This window comes from Streptosporangium pseudovulgare, from assembly GCF_014648055.1.
Classification (GTDB): domain Bacteria; phylum Actinomycetota; class Actinomycetes; order Streptosporangiales; family Streptosporangiaceae; genus Streptosporangium; species Streptosporangium pseudovulgare.
In genome coordinates, this window is record NZ_BMQJ01000004.1 from 185,229 (window position 1) to 206,807 (window position 21,579).

At 73.1% G+C, this 21,579-nt stretch carries 21 protein-coding genes; 10 read left to right on the forward strand and 11 right to left on the reverse strand.

Annotated elements, in window-relative coordinates:
- Positions 1-15 precede the first annotated feature (15 nt).
- A complete protein-coding gene (locus IEZ10_RS10530; RefSeq protein WP_189246304.1) occupies positions 16-432 on the reverse strand; it encodes a VOC family protein in 417 nt (138 codons plus the stop codon).
- Positions 433-623: 191 nt separating this feature from the next.
- Between IEZ10_RS10530 and IEZ10_RS10535 the strand changes: the two genes are divergently transcribed.
- Both IEZ10_RS10535 and IEZ10_RS10540 read left to right on the forward strand, forming a co-directional pair.
- Entirely contained in the window at positions 624-1,232 is a 609-nt protein-coding gene (locus tag IEZ10_RS10535) for a hemerythrin domain-containing protein (RefSeq protein WP_189246305.1), read from the forward strand.
- A 252-nt stretch (positions 1,233-1,484) separates the two neighbouring features.
- The gene (locus IEZ10_RS10540; RefSeq protein ID WP_189246306.1) at positions 1,485-2,177 is read left to right on the forward strand and encodes a hypothetical protein; all 693 of its coding nucleotides are present in this window, start codon (positions 1,485-1,487) and stop codon (positions 2,175-2,177) included.
- Between the two features lie 163 nt (positions 2,178-2,340).
- Here IEZ10_RS10540 and IEZ10_RS10545 read toward each other — a convergent pair whose 3' ends face one another.
- Positions 2,341-4,077, reverse strand: coding sequence for a hypothetical protein (locus IEZ10_RS10545; protein WP_189246307.1), 1,737 nt, complete (start codon positions 4,075-4,077; stop codon positions 2,341-2,343).
- Positions 4,078-4,607: 530 nt separating this feature from the next.
- A complete protein-coding gene (locus tag IEZ10_RS10550) occupies positions 4,608-5,045 on the reverse strand; it encodes an SgcJ/EcaC family oxidoreductase (protein WP_189246308.1) in 438 nt (145 codons plus the stop codon).
- Between the two features lie 92 nt (positions 5,046-5,137).
- On the opposite strand from IEZ10_RS10550, the gene IEZ10_RS10555 reads away from it, so the two are divergent.
- Positions 5,138-5,593, forward strand: a complete 456-nt coding sequence (locus tag IEZ10_RS10555; protein ID WP_189246309.1) for a MarR family winged helix-turn-helix transcriptional regulator — start codon at positions 5,138-5,140, stop codon at positions 5,591-5,593.
- A 113-nt stretch (positions 5,594-5,706) separates the two neighbouring features.
- Here the strand turns inward: IEZ10_RS10555 and IEZ10_RS10560 are convergent, their stop codons facing one another.
- Complete coding sequence (locus IEZ10_RS10560) at positions 5,707-6,474, reverse strand: hypothetical protein (protein ID WP_189246310.1); 768 nt, start codon at positions 6,472-6,474, stop codon at positions 5,707-5,709.
- A 273-nt stretch (positions 6,475-6,747) separates the two neighbouring features.
- Between IEZ10_RS10560 and IEZ10_RS10565 the strand changes: the two genes are divergently transcribed.
- From IEZ10_RS10565 to IEZ10_RS10575, 3 genes are all read left to right on the forward strand, one after another.
- Entirely contained in the window at positions 6,748-7,881 is a 1,134-nt protein-coding gene (locus tag IEZ10_RS10565; protein WP_189246311.1) for an epoxide hydrolase family protein, read from the forward strand.
- 191 nt (positions 7,882-8,072) lie between these two features.
- On the forward strand, positions 8,073-8,633 hold the full coding sequence (locus IEZ10_RS10570; RefSeq protein ID WP_189246312.1) for an RNA polymerase sigma factor: 561 nt from the start codon (positions 8,073-8,075) through the stop codon (positions 8,631-8,633).
- The gene (locus IEZ10_RS10575) at positions 8,630-10,000 is read left to right on the forward strand and encodes a CU044_5270 family protein (protein WP_189246313.1); all 1,371 of its coding nucleotides are present in this window, start codon (positions 8,630-8,632) and stop codon (positions 9,998-10,000) included. The genes IEZ10_RS10570 and IEZ10_RS10575 overlap by 4 nt, the downstream gene beginning before the upstream one ends.
- Before the next feature lie 163 nt (positions 10,001-10,163).
- On the opposite strand, the gene IEZ10_RS10580 is transcribed toward IEZ10_RS10575, so the two are convergent.
- Genes IEZ10_RS10580 through IEZ10_RS10590 form a run of 3 tightly spaced genes read right to left on the reverse strand, consistent with a single transcriptional unit; the run spans position 10,164 to position 14,619 of the window.
- Positions 10,164-12,251: an ABC transporter ATP-binding protein gene (locus IEZ10_RS10580; protein ID WP_308426262.1), complete on the reverse strand. Its 2,088-nt coding sequence runs from the start codon at positions 12,249-12,251 to the stop codon at positions 10,164-10,166.
- The gene (locus IEZ10_RS10585; RefSeq protein WP_189246314.1) at positions 12,248-13,981 is read right to left on the reverse strand and encodes an ABC transporter ATP-binding protein; all 1,734 of its coding nucleotides are present in this window, start codon (positions 13,979-13,981) and stop codon (positions 12,248-12,250) included. The genes IEZ10_RS10580 and IEZ10_RS10585 overlap by 4 nt, the downstream gene beginning before the upstream one ends.
- Positions 13,975-14,619 (reverse strand): TetR/AcrR family transcriptional regulator, encoded by a 645-nt coding sequence (locus IEZ10_RS10590; protein WP_189246315.1) that lies wholly within the window; start codon positions 14,617-14,619, stop codon positions 13,975-13,977. The genes IEZ10_RS10585 and IEZ10_RS10590 overlap by 7 nt, the downstream gene beginning before the upstream one ends.
- A gap of 331 nt (positions 14,620-14,950) precedes the next feature.
- Here IEZ10_RS10590 and IEZ10_RS10595 point away from each other — a divergent pair, with 331 nt between their 5' ends.
- Positions 14,951-15,199, forward strand: coding sequence for a hypothetical protein (locus IEZ10_RS10595; protein ID WP_189246316.1), 249 nt, complete (start codon positions 14,951-14,953; stop codon positions 15,197-15,199).
- 84 nt (positions 15,200-15,283) lie between these two features.
- Here the strand turns inward: IEZ10_RS10595 and IEZ10_RS10600 are convergent, their stop codons facing one another.
- Positions 15,284-16,321, reverse strand: coding sequence for an NAD-dependent epimerase/dehydratase family protein (locus IEZ10_RS10600; RefSeq protein ID WP_189246317.1), 1,038 nt, complete (start codon positions 16,319-16,321; stop codon positions 15,284-15,286).
- Between the two features lie 228 nt (positions 16,322-16,549).
- Between IEZ10_RS10600 and IEZ10_RS10605 the strand changes: the two genes are divergently transcribed.
- The 3 genes from IEZ10_RS10605 to IEZ10_RS10615 all read left to right on the forward strand — a co-directional run bounded on the left by IEZ10_RS10605 (position 16,550) and on the right by IEZ10_RS10615 (position 18,981).
- Entirely contained in the window at positions 16,550-16,972 is a 423-nt protein-coding gene (locus IEZ10_RS10605) for an STAS domain-containing protein (RefSeq protein WP_229811176.1), read from the forward strand.
- The gene (locus tag IEZ10_RS10610) at positions 16,969-17,907 is read left to right on the forward strand and encodes an anti-sigma factor RsbA family regulatory protein (protein WP_189246319.1); all 939 of its coding nucleotides are present in this window, start codon (positions 16,969-16,971) and stop codon (positions 17,905-17,907) included. Before IEZ10_RS10605 ends, IEZ10_RS10610 begins: the two co-directional genes overlap by 4 nt.
- Before the next feature lie 273 nt (positions 17,908-18,180).
- On the forward strand, positions 18,181-18,981 hold the full coding sequence (locus IEZ10_RS10615) for a PP2C family protein-serine/threonine phosphatase (protein WP_189246320.1): 801 nt from the start codon (positions 18,181-18,183) through the stop codon (positions 18,979-18,981).
- Positions 18,982-19,080: 99 nt separating this feature from the next.
- Here IEZ10_RS10615 and IEZ10_RS10620 read toward each other — a convergent pair whose 3' ends face one another.
- From IEZ10_RS10620 to IEZ10_RS10630, 3 genes are all read right to left on the reverse strand, one after another.
- Positions 19,081-19,692 (reverse strand): class I SAM-dependent methyltransferase, encoded by a 612-nt coding sequence (locus IEZ10_RS10620; protein WP_229811131.1) that lies wholly within the window; start codon positions 19,690-19,692, stop codon positions 19,081-19,083.
- A 187-nt stretch (positions 19,693-19,879) separates the two neighbouring features.
- Complete coding sequence (locus IEZ10_RS10625; protein ID WP_373287387.1) at positions 19,880-20,635, reverse strand: TIGR04282 family arsenosugar biosynthesis glycosyltransferase; 756 nt, start codon at positions 20,633-20,635, stop codon at positions 19,880-19,882.
- The gene (locus IEZ10_RS10630) at positions 20,632-21,477 is read right to left on the reverse strand and encodes a glycosyltransferase family 2 protein (RefSeq protein ID WP_189246321.1); all 846 of its coding nucleotides are present in this window, start codon (positions 21,475-21,477) and stop codon (positions 20,632-20,634) included. Before IEZ10_RS10630 ends, IEZ10_RS10625 begins: the two co-directional genes overlap by 4 nt.
- Positions 21,478-21,579 lie beyond the last annotated feature (102 nt).

Genomic DNA, 21,579 nt, shown 5'->3' on the forward strand with positions numbered 1-21,579 from the left:
GACGGCGCCGAATGCTCAGCAGACGCAGAACTCGTTGCCCTCGGGGTCGGCCATGACCACGTGGTGGCCGGGGAACTCGTGCAGCGCCGTGCCGCCGGCCGCCGTCAGCCGCTCGACCTCCTCGACGACCCTGGCCCACCGCTCCTCGGGACCGCCCGTCCCGGCCACCCGGACGTCGATGTGCAGCCGGTTCTTGGCCGTCTTCGGCTCGGGAACCTCCAGGAACACCAGGCGGGGGCCGACCCCGTCCGGATCGCGCAGCCAGGCCCCGCCCTCCGCGGTGTCGGAGGGGTCGAAGTGCTTCACCCACTCGTCCCTGGTCGTGAACGGCGCGGGCGGCGGTTCGTCCTCGTATCCCAGCGCCAGCTTCCAGAACTCGCCCAGCCTGCCCGCGTCCGAGCAGTCCATCGTCAGGTCGACCCCGCGTGCCATCCGGTCTCCTTCGTCCAGGGGGCAGGACCATAACGAACGGGTACGACGGTTTCGGGATCGTGCGGCGCCGTCCCCGGGGCGGGCGGCGGTTGACGATCCGCCGTCCGGATGGTGGAATCTCGGCTCAGCGTCGCGGTGCACCCGGCAAAGAGACCGCCGTGGGCATGGAGGCGCCGAATCATGGGACAGCCATGACCACATCTGACCGGCCGGGCGACCGCCTCGCGGCGTTCGGCAACCAGCTCGTCGAAGTTCACCTCCGGCTCCGCGAGGATCTCGACCGGATCCGCGAGGATCTCGATTCCTACCTCGACGGCGGCGAACGCCCGCGCATGCTGTGGGCGCACTGCATGACCTTCTGCTCCGCGTTGACCAGGCATCACACCGGTGAGGACGGCGGCGCGTTCCCCGTCCTCGCCGAGCGGTTCCCCGAACTGCGCCCCGTGATCGAGCAGTTGGAGCACGACCACCGGATGGTCACCGGGATCCTGTCACGGGTGGAGGAGCTGCTCGGCGGCCTCGCACCGCGTGCCGGCCTGCCCGAAGCGGGCGACGGGACCGGCGCGGCCGACGGAACCGAAGCAGCCGACGGAACCGACGCGGCCGGTGCGGCCGACGGGACCGACGCGGCCGGCGCGGCCGACGTGCGGGCCGTACGGGACGAACTGGACGGCCTGAGCGCCATCCTGGAGTCGCACTTCCGCTACGAGGAGAAGAAGATCGTCGAGGCCCTCAACTCCCTGGACGTCCCCGAGTGGAAAGGCTCGCCACCCGCGTTCCTGCTGACCGGGGACGACTGACCGGGACAGCCGGACGGGGCGCCCGGACGCGGTGGCTGACGTGATCAGCCACCGCCCGTGCTTCCCGCCCGCGTTTCCCGCGCGCCCGGCCACGACGATCAGGCCGGCGGTGCTCCGTATCCGATGAGCGGCCGTATCAGGGACACTGCCATGGTGGACCGGGCACCGGGTACGTCACCGCCTCCGGCGGTCTTGCACCGGGCGAGACGCGGTTCTACTTTCGGGAAAAGCGCGGCCTGCCGAGGGGGACCCGTGGATTCCGGAACGATCGTCGCCGTCAGCGCCACCGTGATCGCCGTCGCCTCCCTCGTCGTCTCGATCTACCAGCTCAGAGCGACGCGGTTGCACAACCGTCATACGCTTCGCCCCCTTCTCCAGTTGCGCGTCGCGCTCATTCCGGGAGGGAAGGCCGGCCTCCTGCTCGTCAACACGGGCCTCGGCCCGGCCATCGTCACCGGCACCCGCGCCTGGTGCGACGGTGAGCCGATCGGCCCGTGGACCAGGGCGGCGGCGAAGAAGATGGCGGATCCGACGATTCCTGGATTCATGAGGTACACGCTGACCGACGGCTACGGTCTCCCGAGCGGGCACACCACTTTCCTGCTGAGCGTGGACGATTACGACGATGACCTCCACAGCACGTTCAAGAAACTGGTCGAGCAGCGGTTCGACGTGGAGATCCAGTACGAATCCCTCTACGGCGGGGAGAACTTCGTGGTCAGCACCCGGTTGGAGGCGTGGCGGACGGCCACGATCGCTCCCTGGGCAAAACCGGACCGGCGACAGGTGCCGGAGCCGGAGGATCCGCGGACGGTGACGGCGGCGTCCGGCGAACCGCAGGAAGCGGTGGCGGTACCGGAGGAGCCTCGGGGGGTGGCGGCGGCGCCGGAGGAACCGCAGGAGGTGCTGAAGGGGGAGGAGGACTCCCCGCCCGTTGACCGCTGAAAACCACCACTACGGCGGGCGGTACTGACAGGTCGCCCCCGCGGAAATCCACCTTCAGGTGCTCCCGGCCGCCGATGGTGACCGTCGCAGCGGACGGGGCGACGCCGACCGTCTTCACGTCCTGCCCGGCGAGCAGGCCGCGCGTGCTCCGCCGCCTCCGGGGTCACCCACGGTGCCTCCACCGCACGCGCGGCCGTTTCGGAGCCGGGGAGCCGGACGCGGAAGGTTCCGGGGTGGAGAGCCCCGTCGTGGAGGAAGATTCCGGAGTGGGAGGCCCGGACGTGGAGGAAGGTTCCAGAATGGGGGGCCCGGACGCGGAGGCGGACGGTTTCGCGGGCGCGGACCCACCCGGTGGGATGGAGGCGGTGGGTTCGTCCGCCGCCGGGGTGAGGGCCTCTTGGACCTTGTTGTAGGAGGGGTCGGAGGCCGTCGCCTCGGCCGTGTCCTGAGCCGCCATGCCTTGAGCTTCGGTCCCGGTTCCGCTCCCGGTCCCGGTTTCGGTGTCGGTCTGAGCTGCGGTTTCGGCCCTGGACTCGCTCAAGGGCCCGGTCGAGGCTCCGGACCCGGTCCCGGCTTCGGTCGCGGGTTCGGCGCCGGTCGCGGCTCCGGGCCGGGGTTCGGTCTCGGCCGGTTGCCGCGCCTCGGGATCGGTCCGGGGGACGGGCCGGGGCGTCCTGCGGGGACGGCCGGTCCGGGAGGTCCCCGGCGTCACGGCCGGTGCGGAGACGCTGCGGCGGATGAGGTCGAGGTCGAGGCCGAAGAAGGGGCGCGCCGTACCCGGGGCGGAGGCGTGGCCCGGCGTGGTGTCACGGGCGGGAGCGGCGGAGGAACGGGCGGGGGCGGCGGAGGAAGCGGAGGTCGTGGAGGAACGGTCGGCGGAGGAGCGGCGGCCGGTGACGGGAGCGGCGGAGGAGGCGGGGCCGGGCCACGGAGAGACGGGCGGGGCCGAGCGTCCCGTGAGGTCGGGCGACGGAGGAACGGCCGCGGCCCGGCGGCCGGCGGGGGAGCGGGACGGGGACGTGGCTCCGCCGTACGGGCCGCCGCCCATGAGACCGGTGTACATCAGGCCGGGGTAGAGGAACGGGGTGAGGTACCGGCCGTCGGTGTCCGGCACACCGGGGGCCTCGCCGCCGGCGGGCCACTCCGTGCCGGACCGCTCCTCGGTGATCACGTCGTCGGCGGCGGCGACATGGTCGGCCAGATCGGAGAGCGTGGTCGCCCCCGGATACCGCGCGTCGAGGGCGTCGCGGTGGTCCTGTCCGGCCCGGACGAGCCCACCGGCGGGGACGGCGTCGCCGGTGGCGGCCGTGGACAGCGCGATGTCGTTCAGGGTCCGCTCGCCGATGTGCGCGACGGTCAGGCGGGCCAGCCGCAGCCGGGCGGAGACGAGCGCCAGGGTGGAGGCGTCGCCGGTCATGGCGGCGGCCAGCAGGTGACCCAGTTGCGTGACCGCCAGCCGTACGGTGGCCTCGATCGTGTGCCTGGCGTTCCGGACCCGCACCCCGGCGTCGTTGATCGCTATGGCGGTGCCGACCAGCCGGGTGACCAGCTCGGCCTCCCGCCCGCCCACCGCCCCGGCAACGTGCTCGGCGAAGGCGGCGTGGGCCGCGCCGTCCCACGCCCGTCCGGTCTTCCCGTCGCTCATGAGGGGTCCGGCCCCGGTCTTCGCGACGATTCCGCGGTCGGCTCCGGCTTCCGTGGCGATCTGACGGTAGGCCCCGGTGTCCGGGGTGATCCGGCGGTCGGCTCCCGGTCCCGCGACGATCCGGTGGGCGGCGGCGACGCAGGCGTCGGCGAGCCGGAAGCACCGTTCCTCGTCACCTTCGGGCCAGTCCTGCCCGACCATCCAGTCGACGTAGGGTTCGGCCCAGCCCGGGATCGGCTTTCCGTCGAGTCTCACGGCCGATCACATCCCGGCGCGGGTGACGCGATCGGTCCGCGCGATCGATCCGCGTGGTCTGCCCGGCGCGACCGGCCGGCGCGGTCCGCCTGACGCGGCTCGCCCGGCGTGATCGGTTCGCGCGGCCTGTCCGGCCCGCTCGTATCCTCCGGCGTCCATGTGGCACCCGCCTCCGACACGTGCTCGTGCGGTCACTCCTTCCGGTTCCTCCGGCCTCCCGGGACCTTTTGGGGCCTCCCGGTTGGGACCGGCACGGAACCGCTCAGGTGATCATGTCATCGGCGAGGGCCCGCGTGTTGGCGATTCGCGCACACGTCTTGCCGGTTTCCGCCCGGATTCCGGCCGGCGCGATGCGCCCGCGGCCGTCCTCTCAGGGGACCGGCCATCTGTAGGGGCCGGCGATCGCGTGCGGTGAGGCCATCATGAGACCGCCGCGGGGACCCGGTGAGTGGCAGGGTCGTCGAGCGCGGCGAGGTCGGCGCGGCGAGGACGTACGCGGCGAGGTCTGCGCGTCGCGGGGCGGCATCCGGTCAGTGCCGGGTGCGCGGGCGGGTGGCGGGCTGCAGGGCGAAGGAGAATGCCTCCATCAGCCTGTTGTGCTTGGTCTTCTGGATGGCGGCGATGCGCCACCGGCCGTCGGCGCCTCGGACGACGGTGTAGGTCTGCAGCTTGCCGAGCTTCTTCGGCCTGCCCTTGTGGACGTCGCCACGGCTGACGACGACGGCGGTGTCCGGGCCGTAGAAGCGGATGTCGAGGATCTCCATGGTGAGCCGGGTCCCCTTGAGGAAACTGTCGAACAGGGCCTGGTGCGCGGCGCCGATCTCCTCGGCGCCGCGGTAGACGGTGCCGACGAAAGTGACGTCGGTGGCGTCGTCGGTGAAGGCGGCGCCGTAGGCGATGCCGTCTCCCCGGTCCCAGGCTTCCCTGGTCTCCTCCAGCAGGGCGCGGACGGCGGCGGTGTCACCCATGATCTCTTCCTTCCCATGATATCTTCTCATAAGAAGATTCTTCTTTAGAGATTTCTCTTCCTTAAAGAAGAGATTATGGAGTCGGGTGGATCATGTCAACACCGGAGAGCCGGGCCGACGCCGGCGCGATCTACCGCCGTTACCTGAGCGCGGTGATGCTGCACGGCCACGCCAGCGCCAAGGCGTGCGACCTCGGGGCGACCGACCTTTACGCGCTCAACCTGCTGGAACTGGAGGGACCGATGACCCCCGGCGTGCTCGGCGCCCGCGCCGGCCTGACGACCGGGCCGACGACCCGCATGATCGACCGGCTGGAGGAGGCGGGCTACGTGCGCCGCACCCCATCGCCCGACGACCGCCGCAAGGTGATCGTCGAGCCGATCGGCAGGCCCGTCCGGCTCGACGAGGTGATGACCCCGGCCAGGGAGGAGGTCGGGAAGATCCTGCGCGGTTACTCGCCGGAGCAGCTCGACGTGCTCTTCGACTACTTCACCCGGGCGGCCGAGGCGTACCGGCAGGCCGTCGACGACCTCCACGCGACGCCCTGACACCGTACGGCCGGCCGTGCCGGACGGGTCGTGACGGCGCGTACGTGCCGCCGGCCGGTCTTCGGGTGGCCGGCCGGTCTTCGGGCGGCCGGTCAGCGTCCTTGGGCGGCCGGTCAGCGTCTCCGGATGGCCGGTCGGCGTCTCCGGGTGGCCGCCCGCCGTACGGCGACGGCGGGCGGGACGGCGAGGGGCAGCACCCACCAGGCCGGCCACCAGCCCAGGAAGCCGAAGACGACGACGAACAGCACCGGCCCGGCGACCGCGAGCGCCCACACGAACGAGGTGTCGCGGCCGTACCAGGCGTTCCCCAGGTCGAGGACGGTCGCCCCGATCACGAACACGGCGCCCACCCAGGCCGACACCCAGCCCGCGATGAACGGGGTCGAGGGCAGGTACGCGTACCCGGTGGCCTCTCCCACGGTGACGCTGAGCAGCCGGCCGCGCCACATGTCGGCCCGGCACCTCGTCCCCGGCCTGGCCAGGTCATAGAGGGTCTCGCCTGCCGAGACGGTGTACCGGCGGCCGGAGACCTCGACGACGACCTCGTAGGAGGTGCGGTCCAGCGCGGCGACACCGGCGGAGACGAGCGGGCCCGCCGGCTGGAGCAGGCGCAGCGGCGGGACGTACGGGGGCAGAACGGGAGGCCGCGGGAACGGGTCGACGGGGGTGTCGGGGAAGTCGTGGTCGTGCGTGGTGGACCTCGAACGCGACACGACGGACGCGTCCACGGTCGCGACGCAGTCACCTCGTCCGCCGGGCGGGAGGTCGGCGCAGCGGGCGGCTCCCCGGTAGGCCGCGGCGTCGCCGTAGGCGGCGATGCCCAGCATGAGCCCGAGGAGGAGCAGGGCGGCCCCGATGACGAGGTACGCTGCCCGGCGCATCGCCGCCTCCCGTCGCGGAGGAGGCCGGGAACCCGGCAGGAGGAGGACCGGGCGCCCGGCGGTTCACGCCTCATGCTTCCAAGCGCGGCCGGACCGGTCAACGGGGACCGACCGGGGCGGTGACGGGCGGTGGGAGACCTCGGAGGACGGCGGCGGGACCTGGAGGCTCGACGTCGAGCCGGCCTGCGGCCGCCCGCGCCGAACCGGCTCCTCGTGGGCCGAACCGGCCGATTGCGGAAGCGAACCTTCCGCGGCCGGTCCTACCGTTCCGGTATGAACGACGACCGCGAGATCCGTCCCTTCCGCATCGACATCCCCCAGGCCGACCTGGACGACCTGCGCGACCGGCTCGGCCGTACCCGCTGGCCCGACGAACTGCCCGACGTGGGCTGGTCGTACGGCGTGCCGCTCGGCCGGCTGCGGGAGCTGACCGAGTACTGGAGGACGGGGTACGACTGGCGCCGGCACGAGGCGAGGCTGAACGCGTTCCCGCAGTACACCACGACCATCGACGGGCAGAACGTGCACTTCCTGCACGTCCGCTCGCCGGAGCCGGACGCGTTCCCGCTGGTCCTCACGCACGGCTGGCCGGGTTCGGTCGCCGAGTTCCTGGAGGTGGCCGGGCCGCTCGCCGACCCCCGCGCGCACGGCGGCGACCCGGCCGACGCCTTCCACCTCGTCATCCCGTCGATCCCCGGCTACGGATTCTCCGGGCCGACGACGGAGACCGGGTGGGACGTGTCACGCGTCGCGCGGGCCTGGGCGGAGCTGATGAGCCGCCTCGGCTACGAGCGCTACGGCGCCCACGGCGGCGACTGGGGCGCGCGGATCTCCCCCGAGCTGACCCGGATCGACTCCGGCCACGTCGCCGGGCTGCACATGAACTCCTTCGTGGCCTTCCCGAGCGACCCGGCCGAGGCCGGGGACCTGAGCGAGGCCGAGCGGAAGCGGCTGGAGAAGATCACCCGGTGGAGCGACGAGCGGTCCGGGTACGCGCAGATCCAGTCCACCCGGCCGCAGACGCTCGCCTACGCCCTCGTCGACTCGCCGGTCGGCCAGCTCGCCTGGAACACCGAGTGGTTCGACGACTACGGGCACGGCGCCGGTGCGATGGACCGGGACGCCATCCTCACCAACGTGACGCTGAACTGGCTGACCGGCACCGCCGGGTCCGCGGCCCGCCTCTACCGGGAGGCCGCCGCCTCGTGGGGCCGGAAGGTGGAGTTCTGCCCGGTGCCGACCGGCCTTGCGGTGTTCCCGGGCGACTCGACCGTCCGGCCGTTCGCCGAGCGGGAGCACCGGGTCGTGCACTGGTCGGAGTTCGACCGCGGCGGCCACTTCGCCGCACTGCAGGCGCCGGACCTGCTGACGGGGGACATCCGGGAGTTCTTCCGCCTGGTCCGCTGAGCCGCCCCGACCCGCCGTACGGCACGGCGCGCCTCCCCGGCCGCCCGCCGTACGGAGGTCGACGGCGGTCCGGCCCGGCGGCGTGGCCCGCTCCGGCCACGGCCTTCCCGGATGAAATGATCCCGGGGTCTCCGACATGAAGGGGTGTCCGAACATCCCGACCCCGAGGAGGCCGACCATGTGGACCGCCCGTGAGTGATGACCGGAGACGTCGCTTCGAGGAGGCGTATCTCGACGCCTACGAACGCATCCTCGGCTACGCGACGCGCCGCTGCGACTCCCCCGAGGACGCGCTGGACGTCGTGGCCGAGACATTCGAGGTCGCCTGGCGGCGGATCGACGACCTGCCCCCGGGCGACCAGGCGAGGCTCTGGCTGTACGGCGTGGCCCGCAACGTCCTGGCGAACCAGCGCCGGGGGAACCTGCGCCGCCACGCCGGACAGGCGGAGCTGAGCGAGGACATCGCCAACCTCTACGCCCGCACCGCGCCGCCCGCCGAACGCGCCGGCCTGGACGCGGTGGGCCGGGTGTTCCGCGCGCTGTCCGACGACGACCGGGAACTGCTGTCCCTGGTCGCCTGGGAGGGCCTGGACGCAGGGGAGATCGCCCGCGTCCTGGGCTGCTCCCGCAACGCCGCGCGCATCCGGATCCACCGGGCACGCAGGCGCCTCTCCCGCGCGCTGGCCGCGGCGGACGTCGAAACACCCCTGATGAGCAGGCCGACGCGGATTCCGACAGGAGGGTCGCTGTGAACGACACCGAAGAGATGGTGGGCCGGCTGGCCCGGGTCCGGGACGGCGAGCTGACCGGGCAGGTGTCCGCCGCGGGGGCGCGGACATTGCTGGCGTCGATCGTCGCGGGCTCCGCTCCGGACGGCGCCGCCGGCACGGCCGGCGCGACGGGCGGGACCGGTCCGGCCACGGCGGGCGCGGGTCCCGTCGAAGCCGGAACCGGGGCCGGGGCCGGCCGGGCCGCCGGACGCGAGGACCGGCGGACCGGCGCCGGGGGGAGAACCGGCCGATGGCACCGGCCGGGGACGCGACCGCGGTCGTGGACGGTCGTGGGGGGCGGGCTGGTCGCGGCGGCCGCGGCTGCCTTGGCGGTCACCGTGGCCGTCCCGGGGGGAGACCCGGTGCGCCTGTCGCCCGGCGCGGGCACGTCCGCCACGGCGCAGCCCGCGCAGCCGACCGCCCGGCGGATCCTGCTCGCCGCGGCGTCGGCCACGGTGACCGGAGCGGTGAAGGAACCCGCCGACGGCTCCTACTGGCGCGTCCGGACGGTCACCGACCTGCCGGTCGTCGATCCGACCGGCCGTTACCTCCTCCGGCACCGCGTCTCCGACGAGACGTGGCTGGCCCGGCGGCCCGGTGGGCGGAGCGTGCAGGTCCGCCAGGACCTCGGCACCCGGCCCGCCACCCCCGAGGACGAGGCGGCCTGGCGCGCGGCGGGATCCCCCCGCACCTGGCGGTATCCGACCGGCACCCGGGACATGGGATACGTCTCCCCGGGGGAGAGGCTGCGCTCCTCACCGGGCACGCCGGTGGCGACCCCGCTGACCGGCGTGCCGGAGGGGAAGGGCGGGACCCTGCTCACCAGGACGCTCACCTGGGACGAATTCCAGAAGATCCCGGACGACGCGGGGAGGCTGCGGGCCTACCTGGAGGAGCGCATCACCACGGAACTGGTGCACGGCAACGGCGGGGCTCCGGACCTGCGGATGGAGCGGGTCCTCCAGAAGAGCTGCGTGGACCTCATCGTGCGGCTGCCGGTCACGCCGGAGGTGCGGGCCGCCGCCTACGAGATCCTGGCCGCGCTGCCCGACATGCGCTCGGCGGGGGAGGTCACCGACCCGCTGGGCCGTACCGGGCAGGCGGTCGGCTACCGCAGCGAGGACGGCAGGCGTGACCTGCTCTTCGTGATCGAGCCGGGAAGCGGTCGGCCCCTCGCCGGAGAGGAGAGGTTCGACGGCAGGCTCGCGGACGGGCGGACCGTCCGGGTCGGCGCCGTCACCGCCTACGAGGAGAGCGGCTGGACCGACGAGAAGCCGCCGGTCCCCTCGGCGGCCGAGGAGAAAAGGGCTCCCGCGCCCGGAGAGGTCAGGGTCCGCCGCATCCGGTGAGGATTCGGCGAAGACTCGGTGAAGAGAGGTCTCCCGGGTCCGGCGAGGACGGCCCTTCCGCATCCGGCGAACGACCCCGCCGTACGGCACCGCCCCCGGGCCGCCTCGGGCCGCCCCGGACGGCTCACCCGGGGCGGCTCGGTTCAGCGCGGTTCGGCGCGGTTCAGCTCACGGTGGCGGCCTCCTCCTCGTCCGGGGTCGTCGCGCCGGTGAACTGTGCCGAGTACAGCCGGTGGTAGGCGCCCCGCGCGGCGAGCAGCTCGACGTGGCTGCCGTGCTCGACGATGCGGCCCTCCTCCATCACCAGGATGAGGTCCGCGTCGCGGATGGTGGACAGCCGGTGGGCGATGACGAAGCTGGTGCGGTCGGCGCGCAGCGCGGCCATCGCCTGCTGCACCAGCAGCTCGGTGCGGGTGTCGACCGAGCTGGTCGCCTCGTCGAGGATCAGCAGGGACGGCTCGGAGAGGAAGGCACGGGCGATGGTGATCAGCTGCTTCTCGCCGGCGCTGATGTTGCCGCCCTCCTCGTCGATGACGGTGTCGTAGCCGTCCGGCAGGGTGCGCACGAACCGGTCGACGAAAGCGGCCCGCGCGGCGGCGAGGATCCGCTCCTCGGTGGCCGAGGGGTCGCCGTAGGCGATGTTGTCCCGGATGGTGCCGCCGAACAGCCAGGTGTCCTGCAGGACCATGCCGATCCGTGAGCGCAGGTCCTCGCGGCGCATCGCGGTGACGTCGACGCCGTCCAGGGTGATGCGCCCGCCGTCCAGCTCGTAGAAGCGCATGATGAGGTTGACCAGGGTGGTCTTGCCCGCGCCGGTCGGGCCGACGATCGCGACCGTCTGCCCGGGTTCGGCCACCAGCGACAGGTCCTCGATGAGGGGCCGGTCGGGGTCGTAGCGGAAGGACACCTGCTCGAACTCGACCCGGCCGCGCCGGGTCTCGGGCAGGGCGGGCTCGGCCGGGTCGGGGGTCTGCTCGTCGGCGTCGAGCAGCTCGAAGACCCGCTCGGCCGACGCCACCCCCGACTGCAGGAGGTTGGCCATCGAGGCGACCTGGGTCAGCGGCTGGGTGAACTGCCGGGAGTACTGGATGAACGCCTGCACGTCGCCCAGGCTCATCGACCCGGTGGCCACCCGGACGCCTCCGACGACGGCGATCGCGACGTAGTTGAGGTTCCCGATGAACATCATCGCCGGCATGATGATCCCGGAGACGAACTGGGCGCCGAAGCTCGCCTTGAACAGCTCCTCGTTGCGCTCCCGGAAGACCTCCTCGACCTCCGGCTGCCGCCCGAAGACCTTCACCAGCTCGTGGCCGGTGAACGCCTCCTCGATGTGGGCGTTCAGCGAGCCGGTGTGGGCCCACTGGGCGACGAACAGCTTCTGCGAGCGCTTGGCGACCTGCCCGGTGACGATCGTCGACAGCGGGATGGTCACCAGCGCGATCAGTGCGAGCAGCGGCGAGATCACGAACATCATCGCCAGCACGCCGACCACGGTCAGCAGGGACGTCAGCAGCTGGCTCAGCGTCTGCTGAAGGGTCTGCGAGACGTTGTCGATGTCGTTGGTGACCCGGCTGAGCAGCTCGCCGCGCGGCTGGCCGTCGAAGAACCGCAGGGGGAGCCGGTTCAGCTTGTCCTCGACGTCGGACCGCAGCCGGAACACGGTGCGCTGCACCACGTCGTTGAGGAGGTGGCCCTGCAGCCAGGCGAACGCCGTCGCCGCGAGGTAGAGGGCCAGCGCCCAGGCCAGGACCGTGCCGAGTGCGGCGAAGTCGATGCCGCGGCCGGGGACGACGTCCATCTTCTCCAGCAGCGCGGCGAAGTCGCCGTGGCCGGACGCGCGGGCCGCCTCGGCCGCCTGCCGGATGGTCGTCCCGGCGGGCAGCCGGCCGCCGATGACACCGCTGAAGATGAGGTCGGTGGCGCGGCCGAGGACCTTCGGGCCGATGACGGAGAACACCACGCTGGCCACGGCGAGCAGGATCACCGCGATGATCCGGGGGCGCTCGGGGGCGAGGCGCCGGACCAGCCGCCGCGCGGACGGTCCGAAGTCCATCGACTTCTCGGCGGGCATCCCGCCGAAGGGGCCGCGCCCGAAGGGCCCGCCGCCCGCCGGGGGACGGGGACGCGCGGCCGCGGGAGAGGCGGCTGCGGGGGCGGCCGGGGAGGCGGCCGAGGCCGCCGGGGTCGTCGGGACCGCGGCGGCCCCCGGCGCGGCCGGGGAGGCGGGGGATACGGACCGGTCGCTCATGCCGCACTCTCCACGGCTCGCTGGGACTCGACGATCTCGACGTATGTCGGGCAGGAGGCCAGCAGCTCCTCGTGGGTGCCGATGCCGGCGATCACACCGTCGTCGAGGACGACGATCTGGTCGGCGTCGGCGACGGTGGAGATGCGCTGGGCGACGATGACGACGGCGGCGTCGGAGGTGCGCGGGCGCAGGGCCGCACGCAGCCGGGCGTCGGTGGTCAGGTCGAGAGCCGAGAACGAGTCGTCGAACAGGTAGATCTCCGGCTTCCTGACCAGCGCCCTGGCGATGGCGAGGCGCTGTCGCTGCCCGCCGGAGACGTTCGTGCCGCCCTGGGCGATGGGGGCGTCGAGACCCTCGGGCATCGCCTCGACGAAGTCACGGGCCTGGGCGACCTCCAGGGCCTCCCACAGCTCCTCGTCGGTGGCGTCGGGATTGCCGTACCGGAGGTTGCTCGCGACGGTGCCGGTGAACAGGTACGGCTTCTGAGGCACCAGGCCGATGCGCCGCCAGAGGACCTGCGGGTCGAGGTCGCGCACGTCGACGCCGTCGACCGAAACCGTGCCGGAGGTGACGTCGAAGAGCCGGGGGACCAGCGACAGCAGGGTCGTCTTGCCCGAGCCGGTGCTGCCGATGACGGCGAGGGTCCGGCCCGCCTCGACGCGGAACGAGATGCCGGACAGCACCGGGGACGCCGCGCCCGGGTAGCGGAACCCGACGTCGCGCATCTCCAGCTCGCCCCGGCCGCGCACCTGGCGTACCGGGTCGGCGGGCGGGAGGACCGAGGACTCGGTGTCCAGCACCTCGGCGATGCGCTCGGCGCAGACCGAGGCGCGCGGGATCATCATCGAGATGAAGGTGGCCATCATCATCGAGGTCAGGATCTGCATCAGGTACATCAGGAACGCGGTCAGCTCACCGACCTGCATCTCGCCGGTGTTCACCCGCGCGGCGCCGAACCACAGCACGGCGACGCTGGAGGCGTTGAGGATCAGCATCACGGTCGGGAAGATGAGCGCGGTCAGCCGCCCGACGCGCAGGGCGGTGGCGGTCAGCGCCTCGTTGGCCTCGGCGAACCGCCGGGTCTCCTCCCGCTCGCGCACGAAGGCGCGCACGACGCGGATGCCGGTGAGCTGCTCGCGCAGCACCTGGTTGACCGTGTCGATGCGGTCCTGCATGGCGCGGAACTGGGGGACCATCCGGGAGATGATCAGGCCGATCGACACCAGCAGGGCCGGGACGCACACCAGCATGAGCCACGACAGGCCGACGTCCTGGCGCAGCGCCATGACGATGCCGCCGACGCCCATGATCGGTGCGGCGACCAGCATCGTGCAGGACATCACCACGAGCATCTGGACCTGCTGCACGTCGTTGGTGCTGCGGGTGATCAACGACGGTGCGCCGAACTGGGAGACCTCCCGGGCGGAGAACGTGCCCACCCGGTGGAAGACGGCCGCGCGGACGTCGCGGCCGAAGCCCATCGCCGAGCGGGAGCCGTAGTAGACCGCCGCGATGGAACAGGCGATCTGCGCGAGGGAGACGGCGAGCATCCAGCCGCCGGTGGTGAGGATGTAGCCGGTGTCGCCGGTGGCGACGCCCCGGTCGATGATGTCGGCGTTCAGGCTCGGCAGGTACAGCGAGGCGATGGTGCCGAGGAGTTGCAGCACCACGACGGCGACCAGGGAGCCGGTGTAGGGGCGGAGATGGGTGCGGAGCAGCCGGATCAGCACGGGACCTCCTCTCCGGAGGCGCCACTCGGGGCCGGACGGCAGGCGGCGTGCTCGGGAACGAGGATGCCGTGCAGGAGCATGCGGGCGATCTCCTCGGGCGGCAGCGGGTCGCCCTCGGTGAGCCGGGGGTGGCTGCACGCGACGGTCAGCAGCTGCAGCCGCCGCGCCGTTTCGTACGGCTCGCAGCGCAGCAGGACGCGGTCGGGGGAGATCAGGTCGGCGAGCGCCCGCTGGACGGTGACGCTCTCGTCGGCGCAGGCCTGGCGGTGGTGGTGGGCGACGGCCGGGCCCGTCGCCCCCAGCGCGTCGGCCAGCCGGAAGACGCGTGCCGCACGGCGCTGCAGGACCCGCACCGCCGTGGCGAGCCGGGCCTCCAGTGGGGAGGAGCGGTCGATGGCGTCGAGCTCGCGCACCATCGGGGCGGGGTCGAAGGCGCTGGCCACGGCGGCGTCGACGAGTTCGTCCTTGGTGGCGAAGACCCGGAAGATCGTGCCCTCGGCCACGCCGGCCGCCTGGGCGATCTGCCGGGTGTTCACCGCGGGGCCGTGGTCGAGGATCAGTGAGAGGGTGGACTCGATGAGGGAGGCTCGCCGTTCCTCCGGGGGGAGGGGCGCGGCGCGCTGGGAGGTGGAGATCACGCGACCACCATAGCGAGTGAGTGAGCGGCTCACTCACTCATTTATGGAACTCTCCTCGGTGATCTCTGACGGCGAACGGCGCGGGAGCGGTGCGCGGCGAACGATACGGGGACGGCGAACGATGCGGAGGTGACGCGCGATGAACGATACGGGGGCGGCGCGCGGCGAACGATGCGGAGGTGGTGCGCGGCGAACGGCGCGGCGGCGGTGCGCGGTGACGGGCGGCCCGGCTTAGAGGGTTGTGAGCCGCGCGCGGTGGTTTGACCCGGACGGTTGTTAAGCCGGGGAAAAGCCCGGGTATGGCCAGGTCACCGGTGAGGGGAGGTGGCTCATGGCGCTCATCGACCGCGAGTGCGTCCGGCAGCTGCTGGAGGCCGAGGACCCCGACACGGCCCTGGTGTTCGTCCGCGGTGAGTGCCTGGTCCTCACGAGCGGGCAGATCGACGACGACCACCGGCCGCTGATCGTCGCGCGCCGCCGGGACCTGCCGGAGTCGCTCTCCGGCGACACCGTCACCGGAGAGCAGCTCGACGCCCTGGCGAACTGCCTGGACAACACCGCCCGCGACCTGGGCGAGTGAGCGGGGCACCCCGCACCGCCGCCCGTGACCCGGCCGGGCGCACGAGGACCGCTGCGGCCCCGGGCGGACAGCGGGTGCAGAGGGTCAGGAGCGCGAACGCCACCTGGCCAGCAGCTCCGCCTCCCGCTCGGGAGTGATCTCGGCGCCCGTGGCGTACTCCGCCTCGGACTCGCGGATCTCGCGCACCGAACGGGCCAGGGGACGGGGCGCCAGCCCCGCCGCGTTGGCGGCGGCCGGGTCGGCGGTGTTGAGCGCGCCCCGGTGGCCGCCGCCCGACCACAGCGGCAGTGACCGGCCGTTCTCGCCCTCGGCCAGCAGGAAGTCCTCCCCGACCCAGGTCAGCGTGGTCCCGGGCGGGCCGACCTCGTCCGCGATCGCCTGGAGCATGTCGCCGAAGGTGAACGGCGGAGCCGGGCTGACCGCGTGGAAGACGCCGGTGCCGTCCAGCGGGTCCGTCCCGGCGGTCTGACCCTTCTCCCCGGCGGTGGCCCGGGCGGCGGCGGCCCGCTCGGTCATCGAGATGATCCAGGTGGCCATGTCGCGTCCGTCGATCACCTGGATCGGGTCGGAGGGGTCGCCCGGGGCCAGGACCTCGCCGCCGCGGGCGATCCGGTTCACCCAGTAGGTGAACCGGCCGGTGTGGTCGTGGGGGCCGATGACGTACGTCGGGCGGACGATCAGCGTGCCCGGGCCGAACAGCTTGACCGCGGCCTGCTCGCACAGCACCTTCAGCGGGCCGTACGACGCGGGGGTCACCTCCTCGGAGGTCAGGCCGGCGGTCTCGGCCAGCGGCGCGTCCTCGGCGTAGCCGCCGGGCGTCTCCGGAACGGCGTAGACCGCGCAGGTCGAGATGAAGACGTACTGGCCGGTGGTCAGCACCGACGCGAGGGACTCCACCTGCGACGGCGCGTAGGCGGTGACGTCGATCGTGGCGTCCCACCCGCGGCCCCGCAGGAGCGACAGGTCACCGTCGCGGTCGGCGACGAGGTGCTCGGCCTCGGGGAAGAGGTCCGCGCCGGTCCTGCCGCGGTGCAGAAGGGAGACCTCGTGCCCGGCCGCGATCGCGGCCTCGGTGATGTGCCGGCCGACGAACCGGGTGCCGCCGATGATCAGAATTCGCATGTCTCCCATCTTTTCCTATAGGGGAAATTTTCTGCATAGAGGGCAGATAGCCGGGTAATCATCGGTATGGCCTTCCGCTCTTACCCGATACCGCTGAAAAGGATCATTTGCTCGCCCATGCTGGAGGGGCCGCAGGTGGCGAAGGGGGACGAATCAGGAGCGGTCCATTCCGATGACACTCCGCGCTCCATCCCTTCGACCTCATACGGGATAGCGGGTACGTTGGAGGTGCCCATCGTCAACCTCAGGGTGGTCATCATGTCGATCTGGCCGGGTGCGAGACCGCGTGGACAACCCCCGCCCAGCAGTGGCGATTTTCCGCGCGACGCGCGCGAGCAGCTCCTCCACGGGCTGCGGATCAGCGTGCTCGCCGCGCCGGTCCGCCTGAAGGTGAGCGGCGAGATCGACCGGACGACCAGGGTGCCCTGGGCGGAGGCCCTGGACGGCCTGACCCTCGGCGGCGACGACATGCACCTCGACCTCTCCGAGCTGACGTTCATCGACGTCAGGGGGGTCTGGCTGCTGACGGAGGCCGCGCGCAACCTTCCCTCGGGGAAGAAGGTATACCTGCACCACTCCCCTTACTGCCTGCGATCCGTGCTCACCCTGATCGGATCGGATCCCTCTCCGATCCAAGTGGAGATCTCATGACCACCACCACCGCGACGACCGAGGCGGACCCGTTCGTCCACCCGGCGTTGTTCTACCGGGGGAGCAGGCAGTACCTCCAGGGGACGACGCCGTTCGTGCTCGGCGGCCTGGACGCGGGCGAGCCGGTCGCGGTGGCCGTGCCGGAGCGGAACCTCCGGCTGATCCGTGACGAGCTGGGCGAGCTGGCCTCCCAGGTGCGTCTCATCGACATGAGCGAGGCCGGCCGCAACCCCGGGCGCATCATCCCCGCCGTCCTGACCGCCTTCGCCGACCTCCACCCCGGCCGCCGCGTGCGCATCATCGGCGAGCCGATCTGGCCCGAGCGGTCCGCCACGGAGTACCCCGCGTGCGTCCAGCACGAAGCGCTGATCAATCTCGCCTTCGCGGGCCGCGGCGTGACCATCCTGTGCCCGTACGACCTCGACGGGCTCGACCCCGAGGTCATCCGTGACGCCAGGATGACCCACCCCGCCATCATGGACGCCTCCGGGCTGCGCGTCAGTGAGGAGTACGCGCCCGAGTACGCCGTCCAGGAGTACAACCGGCCGCTGCCCGCCCCCGGGAACGCCGCCGAGTTCGCCTTCGGCGAGACCGACCTGTCCGGGGTGCGGGCCTTCGCCGTCGAGCACGCCTCACGCATGGGGCTCTCCGGCGAGCGTCTCCAGGACCTCAGGCTGATCGCCAGCGAACTCGCCTCCAACAGCCTCGACCACGGCGGCGGATCGGGAACGCTGCGCCTCTGGTTCGAGGACGGCCGGGCGGTCATCGAGGTCAGCGACGCCGGCCACATCGTCGACCTCCTCGCCGGTCGCAGACCCGCCGCCGCCAGACAGCAGGGCTCCCGCGGCCTGCTCATGACCAATCTGCTCAGCGACCTCGTTCGCATCCACACCGGCGGGGACGGCACCACCGTCCGCGCGTACTTCGCCGTCTGACATCCCTGTGCGGGCCTCGTCGCGGGCCGGATCGCTCCGGGCCGACGCCTGGCCGTATGGAAGGACGCCACCCTGAAATCCGTCAACGAACGTCGCCTGCTGTTTCCCGGCGGGCCGGACGTCATCGAAACGGCTCCCGAGGCCGAGCAGGTCACCGCGGCCGGAGCGGTCCCCGATGCCGGAGGGGCCGCCGCCGGGCTGTCCGGGAGCCGGGAGGGCGCGGCCCGGCGGGCGGAGGAGAACCGGCTCACCGCCAGCCTCCACGAGCTCATCATGCCCGCCTCCGACGAGCCCCGGGTCCTGCCCGGGATGCGGGTGGCCGCCCGCTACCAGCCCGCCGTCGCCGAGGCGTACCTCGGCGGCGACTGGTACCAGGCGATCCCCCTGGACGATGGCGAGGTGCTGCTCGCCGTGGGGGACGTGGCCGGTCACGGGCTGCCCGCCGCCTCGGCCATGGCGAAGCTGCGCCACGCGATCACCGGCCTGGCCTTCGCCGGCCACGACCCGGCGGAGATCCTCGGCGTGCTGAACCGCATGCTGTGCAGGCTCCGCCCCGACGTGCTCGCGACCGCCCTCGTGGCCCGCTACCGCCCGGCCGACCGGACCCTGCGCTGGACCCACGCCGGCCACCCCCCGATGCTCCTCGCCCGGAGCACCCGGGTGGAGCGCCTGCTGCACCCGGGCGTCCTGCTGGGCGTCTCGGAGGACGCCACCTACACCTGCGGCTCCGTACGGTTGCACCCCGACGACCTGCTGGTGATGTTCACCGACGGGCTCATCGAGAAGCGCGGCGGCGACCTGTACGAGGGCCTGGACATGCTGAGCCGCGCGGTGGCCGGGGCGATCGGCCCGGCTCCCGTGGCCTCGTCCCCGCTCCCGCCGGCGCTCCCGTCCGCGGTCGCCGCGCTCCTCCCGCCCGTGGTCCCGGCCCTCGGCGTGGCACCGGCCGCGTCGCCGTCCACGCCACCGGCCCCCCGCGACCGGCTCACGGCCGTCATGGACGCCATGGTGCCCAGCAACGAGGCCGACGACACGTGCGTCCTGATCGCCCAGGTGACCGGCGCCCCCGCGTAGCCCCGGCACGGCGCCTGACCCCGTACGCCATCGCGCGAGCGGGGTCACGCGCCCAGGATCGTGACGGGCGCGTGCCCAAGGAGTACGGCGGGCGTCGCGTCAACGGAGGCTCGCGAACCATCGCCCCGCCTCCTTCCACGCCTCCACGCGGGTGAAACCGGTACGCCCGGCCAGGGAGCCCAGGTCGGACACGGAGACGGTGGCCCACGTGAACCACGTGCCGGTGAGTCCGCGACCGCGCAGCCGTACCCGCTCGACCCGGCCCGCCGTACCGGGCGGCCGCACCTCGGCGATCACCTCACCGCCCGGCCGGACCAGCTCGCGGACCCTGCGGAGCAGGGCGTCCGGGTCGCCGCCGATGCCGATGTTGCCGTCGGCCAGCAACGCGGTCGCCCAGCGGCCCGCCCCGGGCAGTGGCTCGAAGACGTTCCGGCAGATCGCCCGGCCGCCCGCGCGCCGGGTGAGGTGGACGGCGTAGGGGGTGACATCGACTCCCAGGGCCGCGACCCCGCGCCGGGCGAGCGCGACGGTGAGCCGCCCAGGCCCGGAACCGACGTCCAGGGTCGGGCCGTGACACCGGGACAGCATCGCCTCGTCGCCGTCGACGGGGGCGAGCCAGCGGGTGGCGTCGAGCGGTGCGGTACGGCCGTCGGCGTACTCCACCTCCACCTCGGCTCCGGCCAGTGACCGCTCGTAGAGCCGCCCGATCACCGCGGCGCTCCGGCCGTCAGCCCGTCGGACGGCCCGATCATCACGCGATTCTCGTGCGGGGGGCAGGAGGTGGGACGGGGGCCATGCGGATGGCGGACGGTGGGGCGGGGCCCGTGTGCGTGACGGGTGGCAGGGCGGGGCCCGCGCGGATGGCGGGTGGCGAGGCGGGTTCCGCGCGGGTGACGGGTCATCGGGCCGCTCCCACGCGGATGCCGGCCAGGGCGGCGGCGAAGCGGGACGACGGGGCCTCCGCCGCCACGGCCGCCGCGTCCTCCGCGGTGTCCACGTCCCGCAAAACCGGCAGCAAGCCCACCGAAAGCCCCGCCGCCCGCAGCCGCCGCAACTGCTCGGCGCCGGTGGTGGGCAGGGACATCGGGACGCCGAGCAGCAGCGCGGGATCGGGCCGGCGCAGGCCGAGCAGCCAGAACCCGCCGTCGGCCGCCGGACCGAACACCGCGTCGCGGACGGTCAGCGCGTCCACCGCGGACACCAGAAGCGGTGAGGTGACCTGCGGGGTGTCCATGCCGATGAGGACGACGGGCCCCGGGTGGGCACGGTGGACGTCACCGAAGGCGGCCGCCAGCCGCTCGTCCAGTCCGTCGCCCCGCTGCGGCAGCACGGTGAAGCCCGGCGGCAGCCACGGCCCGGTACGGCCCCGCAGCGCGAGCACCCGGCGGCGCACCTGGACGCGGGCCACCGCGTCCAGGGTGTCCGCGAGCGCGGCGGAGGCCAGGGCGGCGGCCTCCACCGGGGTGAACGGCGGGGTGAGCCTGGTCTTCACCCGGCCGGGCACCGGCTCCTTGGCGATGACGACGATCTGTCCCTCGCCCCCGCCGGGGGCCGGGCCGTCCGGCACGCCGTTCCGCTCAGGGGCCATGCCCTGACGTACGCCGTGCCGTTCGGGGTTCACGCCTCGCCGTACGTCGTTCCGTTCGGGGTTCACGTCCCGCCCCCCGGCCCGCTCGCCACCTTTCGTACGGTCTCCTCCCGGGCCGGGGACGTGCCCTCCTCCGGGGTCGGGGAGGCGACCTTCTCCCGGCTCGGGAACATGCCCCTCCTCGGGGCCGGGGGCGTATCCCTCCTCCGTACCAGGGACAGAGCCCGCACCGATCCGCCGTCGCGGGCGTCGTCCGTACCGCCGCGCAGGACCTTCCGCATGTCGGCGACCGCGCGTGCCGTACCGCGCACCGTGCCGGTCACCTTGGACCGTCCGGCGCGGGGAAGGTAGTCCACTCCCGTCTCGGTGATTCGCCAGCCCCGGTCCGCCGCCCGCAGGACCATCTCCAGCGGGTAGCCGAACCGGCGGTCGGTCAGCCCGAGGCCCAGCAGGTCGGCGCGCCGGCAGGCCCGCATCGGCCCGATGTCGCGCAGCCGGGCGCCGGTACGGCGGGCCAGCCGCCACCCCAGGAAGGCGTTGCCCAGCCGCGCGTGCGGCGGCCATGCGGACCCCGGACCCGGAACCCGCCTGCCGAGCACCAGGTCGGCCTCGCCCGAGACGACCGGCCCGGCCACCCTCGGCAACTGGCGGGGATCCAGCGAGGCGTCGGCGTCCATGAAGCACACCACCTTGGCCGTGGCGGCCAGCAGCCCGGCGTGACACGCCGCTCCGAAACCGCGCCGGGGCTCCTCGACCACGAGCGCGCCCAGTCCGGCGGCGATCCGCGCGGACCCGTCGGTGGAACCGTTGTCCACCACGATCGGGCGGTAGCCGTACGGCATGCGCTCCAGCACCCAGGGCAGGGCCGCCGCCTCGTTCAGGCAGGGGAGCACCACATCGATCTTCATGCCTGCGACGTTAGGTCCGCCGGAGGCCGCCAACTCTTACGGTGTGATGACGCGTCCCGGGTGGGGGACCGGGCCGCGCCTACGCTGAAAAAGTGATCATCG

What these genes read in the sequence shown, in the direction of transcription:
- IEZ10_RS10580 (WP_308426262.1), bottom strand. Translation starts at nt 12,251, where the DNA reads ATGAGCGACCGGTCCGTATCCCCCGCCTCCCCGGCCGCGCCGGGGGCC.
- IEZ10_RS10595 (WP_189246316.1), top strand. Translation starts at nt 14,951, where the DNA reads ATGGCGCTCATCGACCGCGAGTGCGTCCGGCAGCTGCTGGAGGCCGAG.
- IEZ10_RS10550 (WP_189246308.1), bottom strand. Translation starts at nt 5,045, where the DNA reads ATGGGTGACACCGCCGCCGTCCGCGCCCTGCTGGAGGAGACCAGGGAA.
- IEZ10_RS10535 (WP_189246305.1), top strand. Translation starts at nt 624, where the DNA reads ATGACCACATCTGACCGGCCGGGCGACCGCCTCGCGGCGTTCGGCAAC.
- IEZ10_RS10630 (WP_189246321.1), bottom strand. Translation starts at nt 21,477, where the DNA reads ATGAAGATCGATGTGGTGCTCCCCTGCCTGAACGAGGCGGCGGCCCTG.
- IEZ10_RS10560 (WP_189246310.1), bottom strand. Translation starts at nt 6,474, where the DNA reads ATGCGCCGGGCAGCGTACCTCGTCATCGGGGCCGCCCTGCTCCTCCTC.
- IEZ10_RS10555 (WP_189246309.1), top strand. Translation starts at nt 5,138, where the DNA reads ATGTCAACACCGGAGAGCCGGGCCGACGCCGGCGCGATCTACCGCCGT.
- IEZ10_RS10610 (WP_189246319.1), top strand. Translation starts at nt 16,969, where the DNA reads ATGACCACCACCACCGCGACGACCGAGGCGGACCCGTTCGTCCACCCG.
- IEZ10_RS10615 (WP_189246320.1), top strand. Translation starts at nt 18,181, where the DNA reads ATGCCCGCCTCCGACGAGCCCCGGGTCCTGCCCGGGATGCGGGTGGCC.
- IEZ10_RS10600 (WP_189246317.1), bottom strand. Translation starts at nt 16,321, where the DNA reads ATGCGAATTCTGATCATCGGCGGCACCCGGTTCGTCGGCCGGCACATC.
- IEZ10_RS10530 (WP_189246304.1), bottom strand. Translation starts at nt 432, where the DNA reads ATGGCACGCGGGGTCGACCTGACGATGGACTGCTCGGACGCGGGCAGG.
- IEZ10_RS10565 (WP_189246311.1), top strand. Translation starts at nt 6,748, where the DNA reads ATGAACGACGACCGCGAGATCCGTCCCTTCCGCATCGACATCCCCCAG.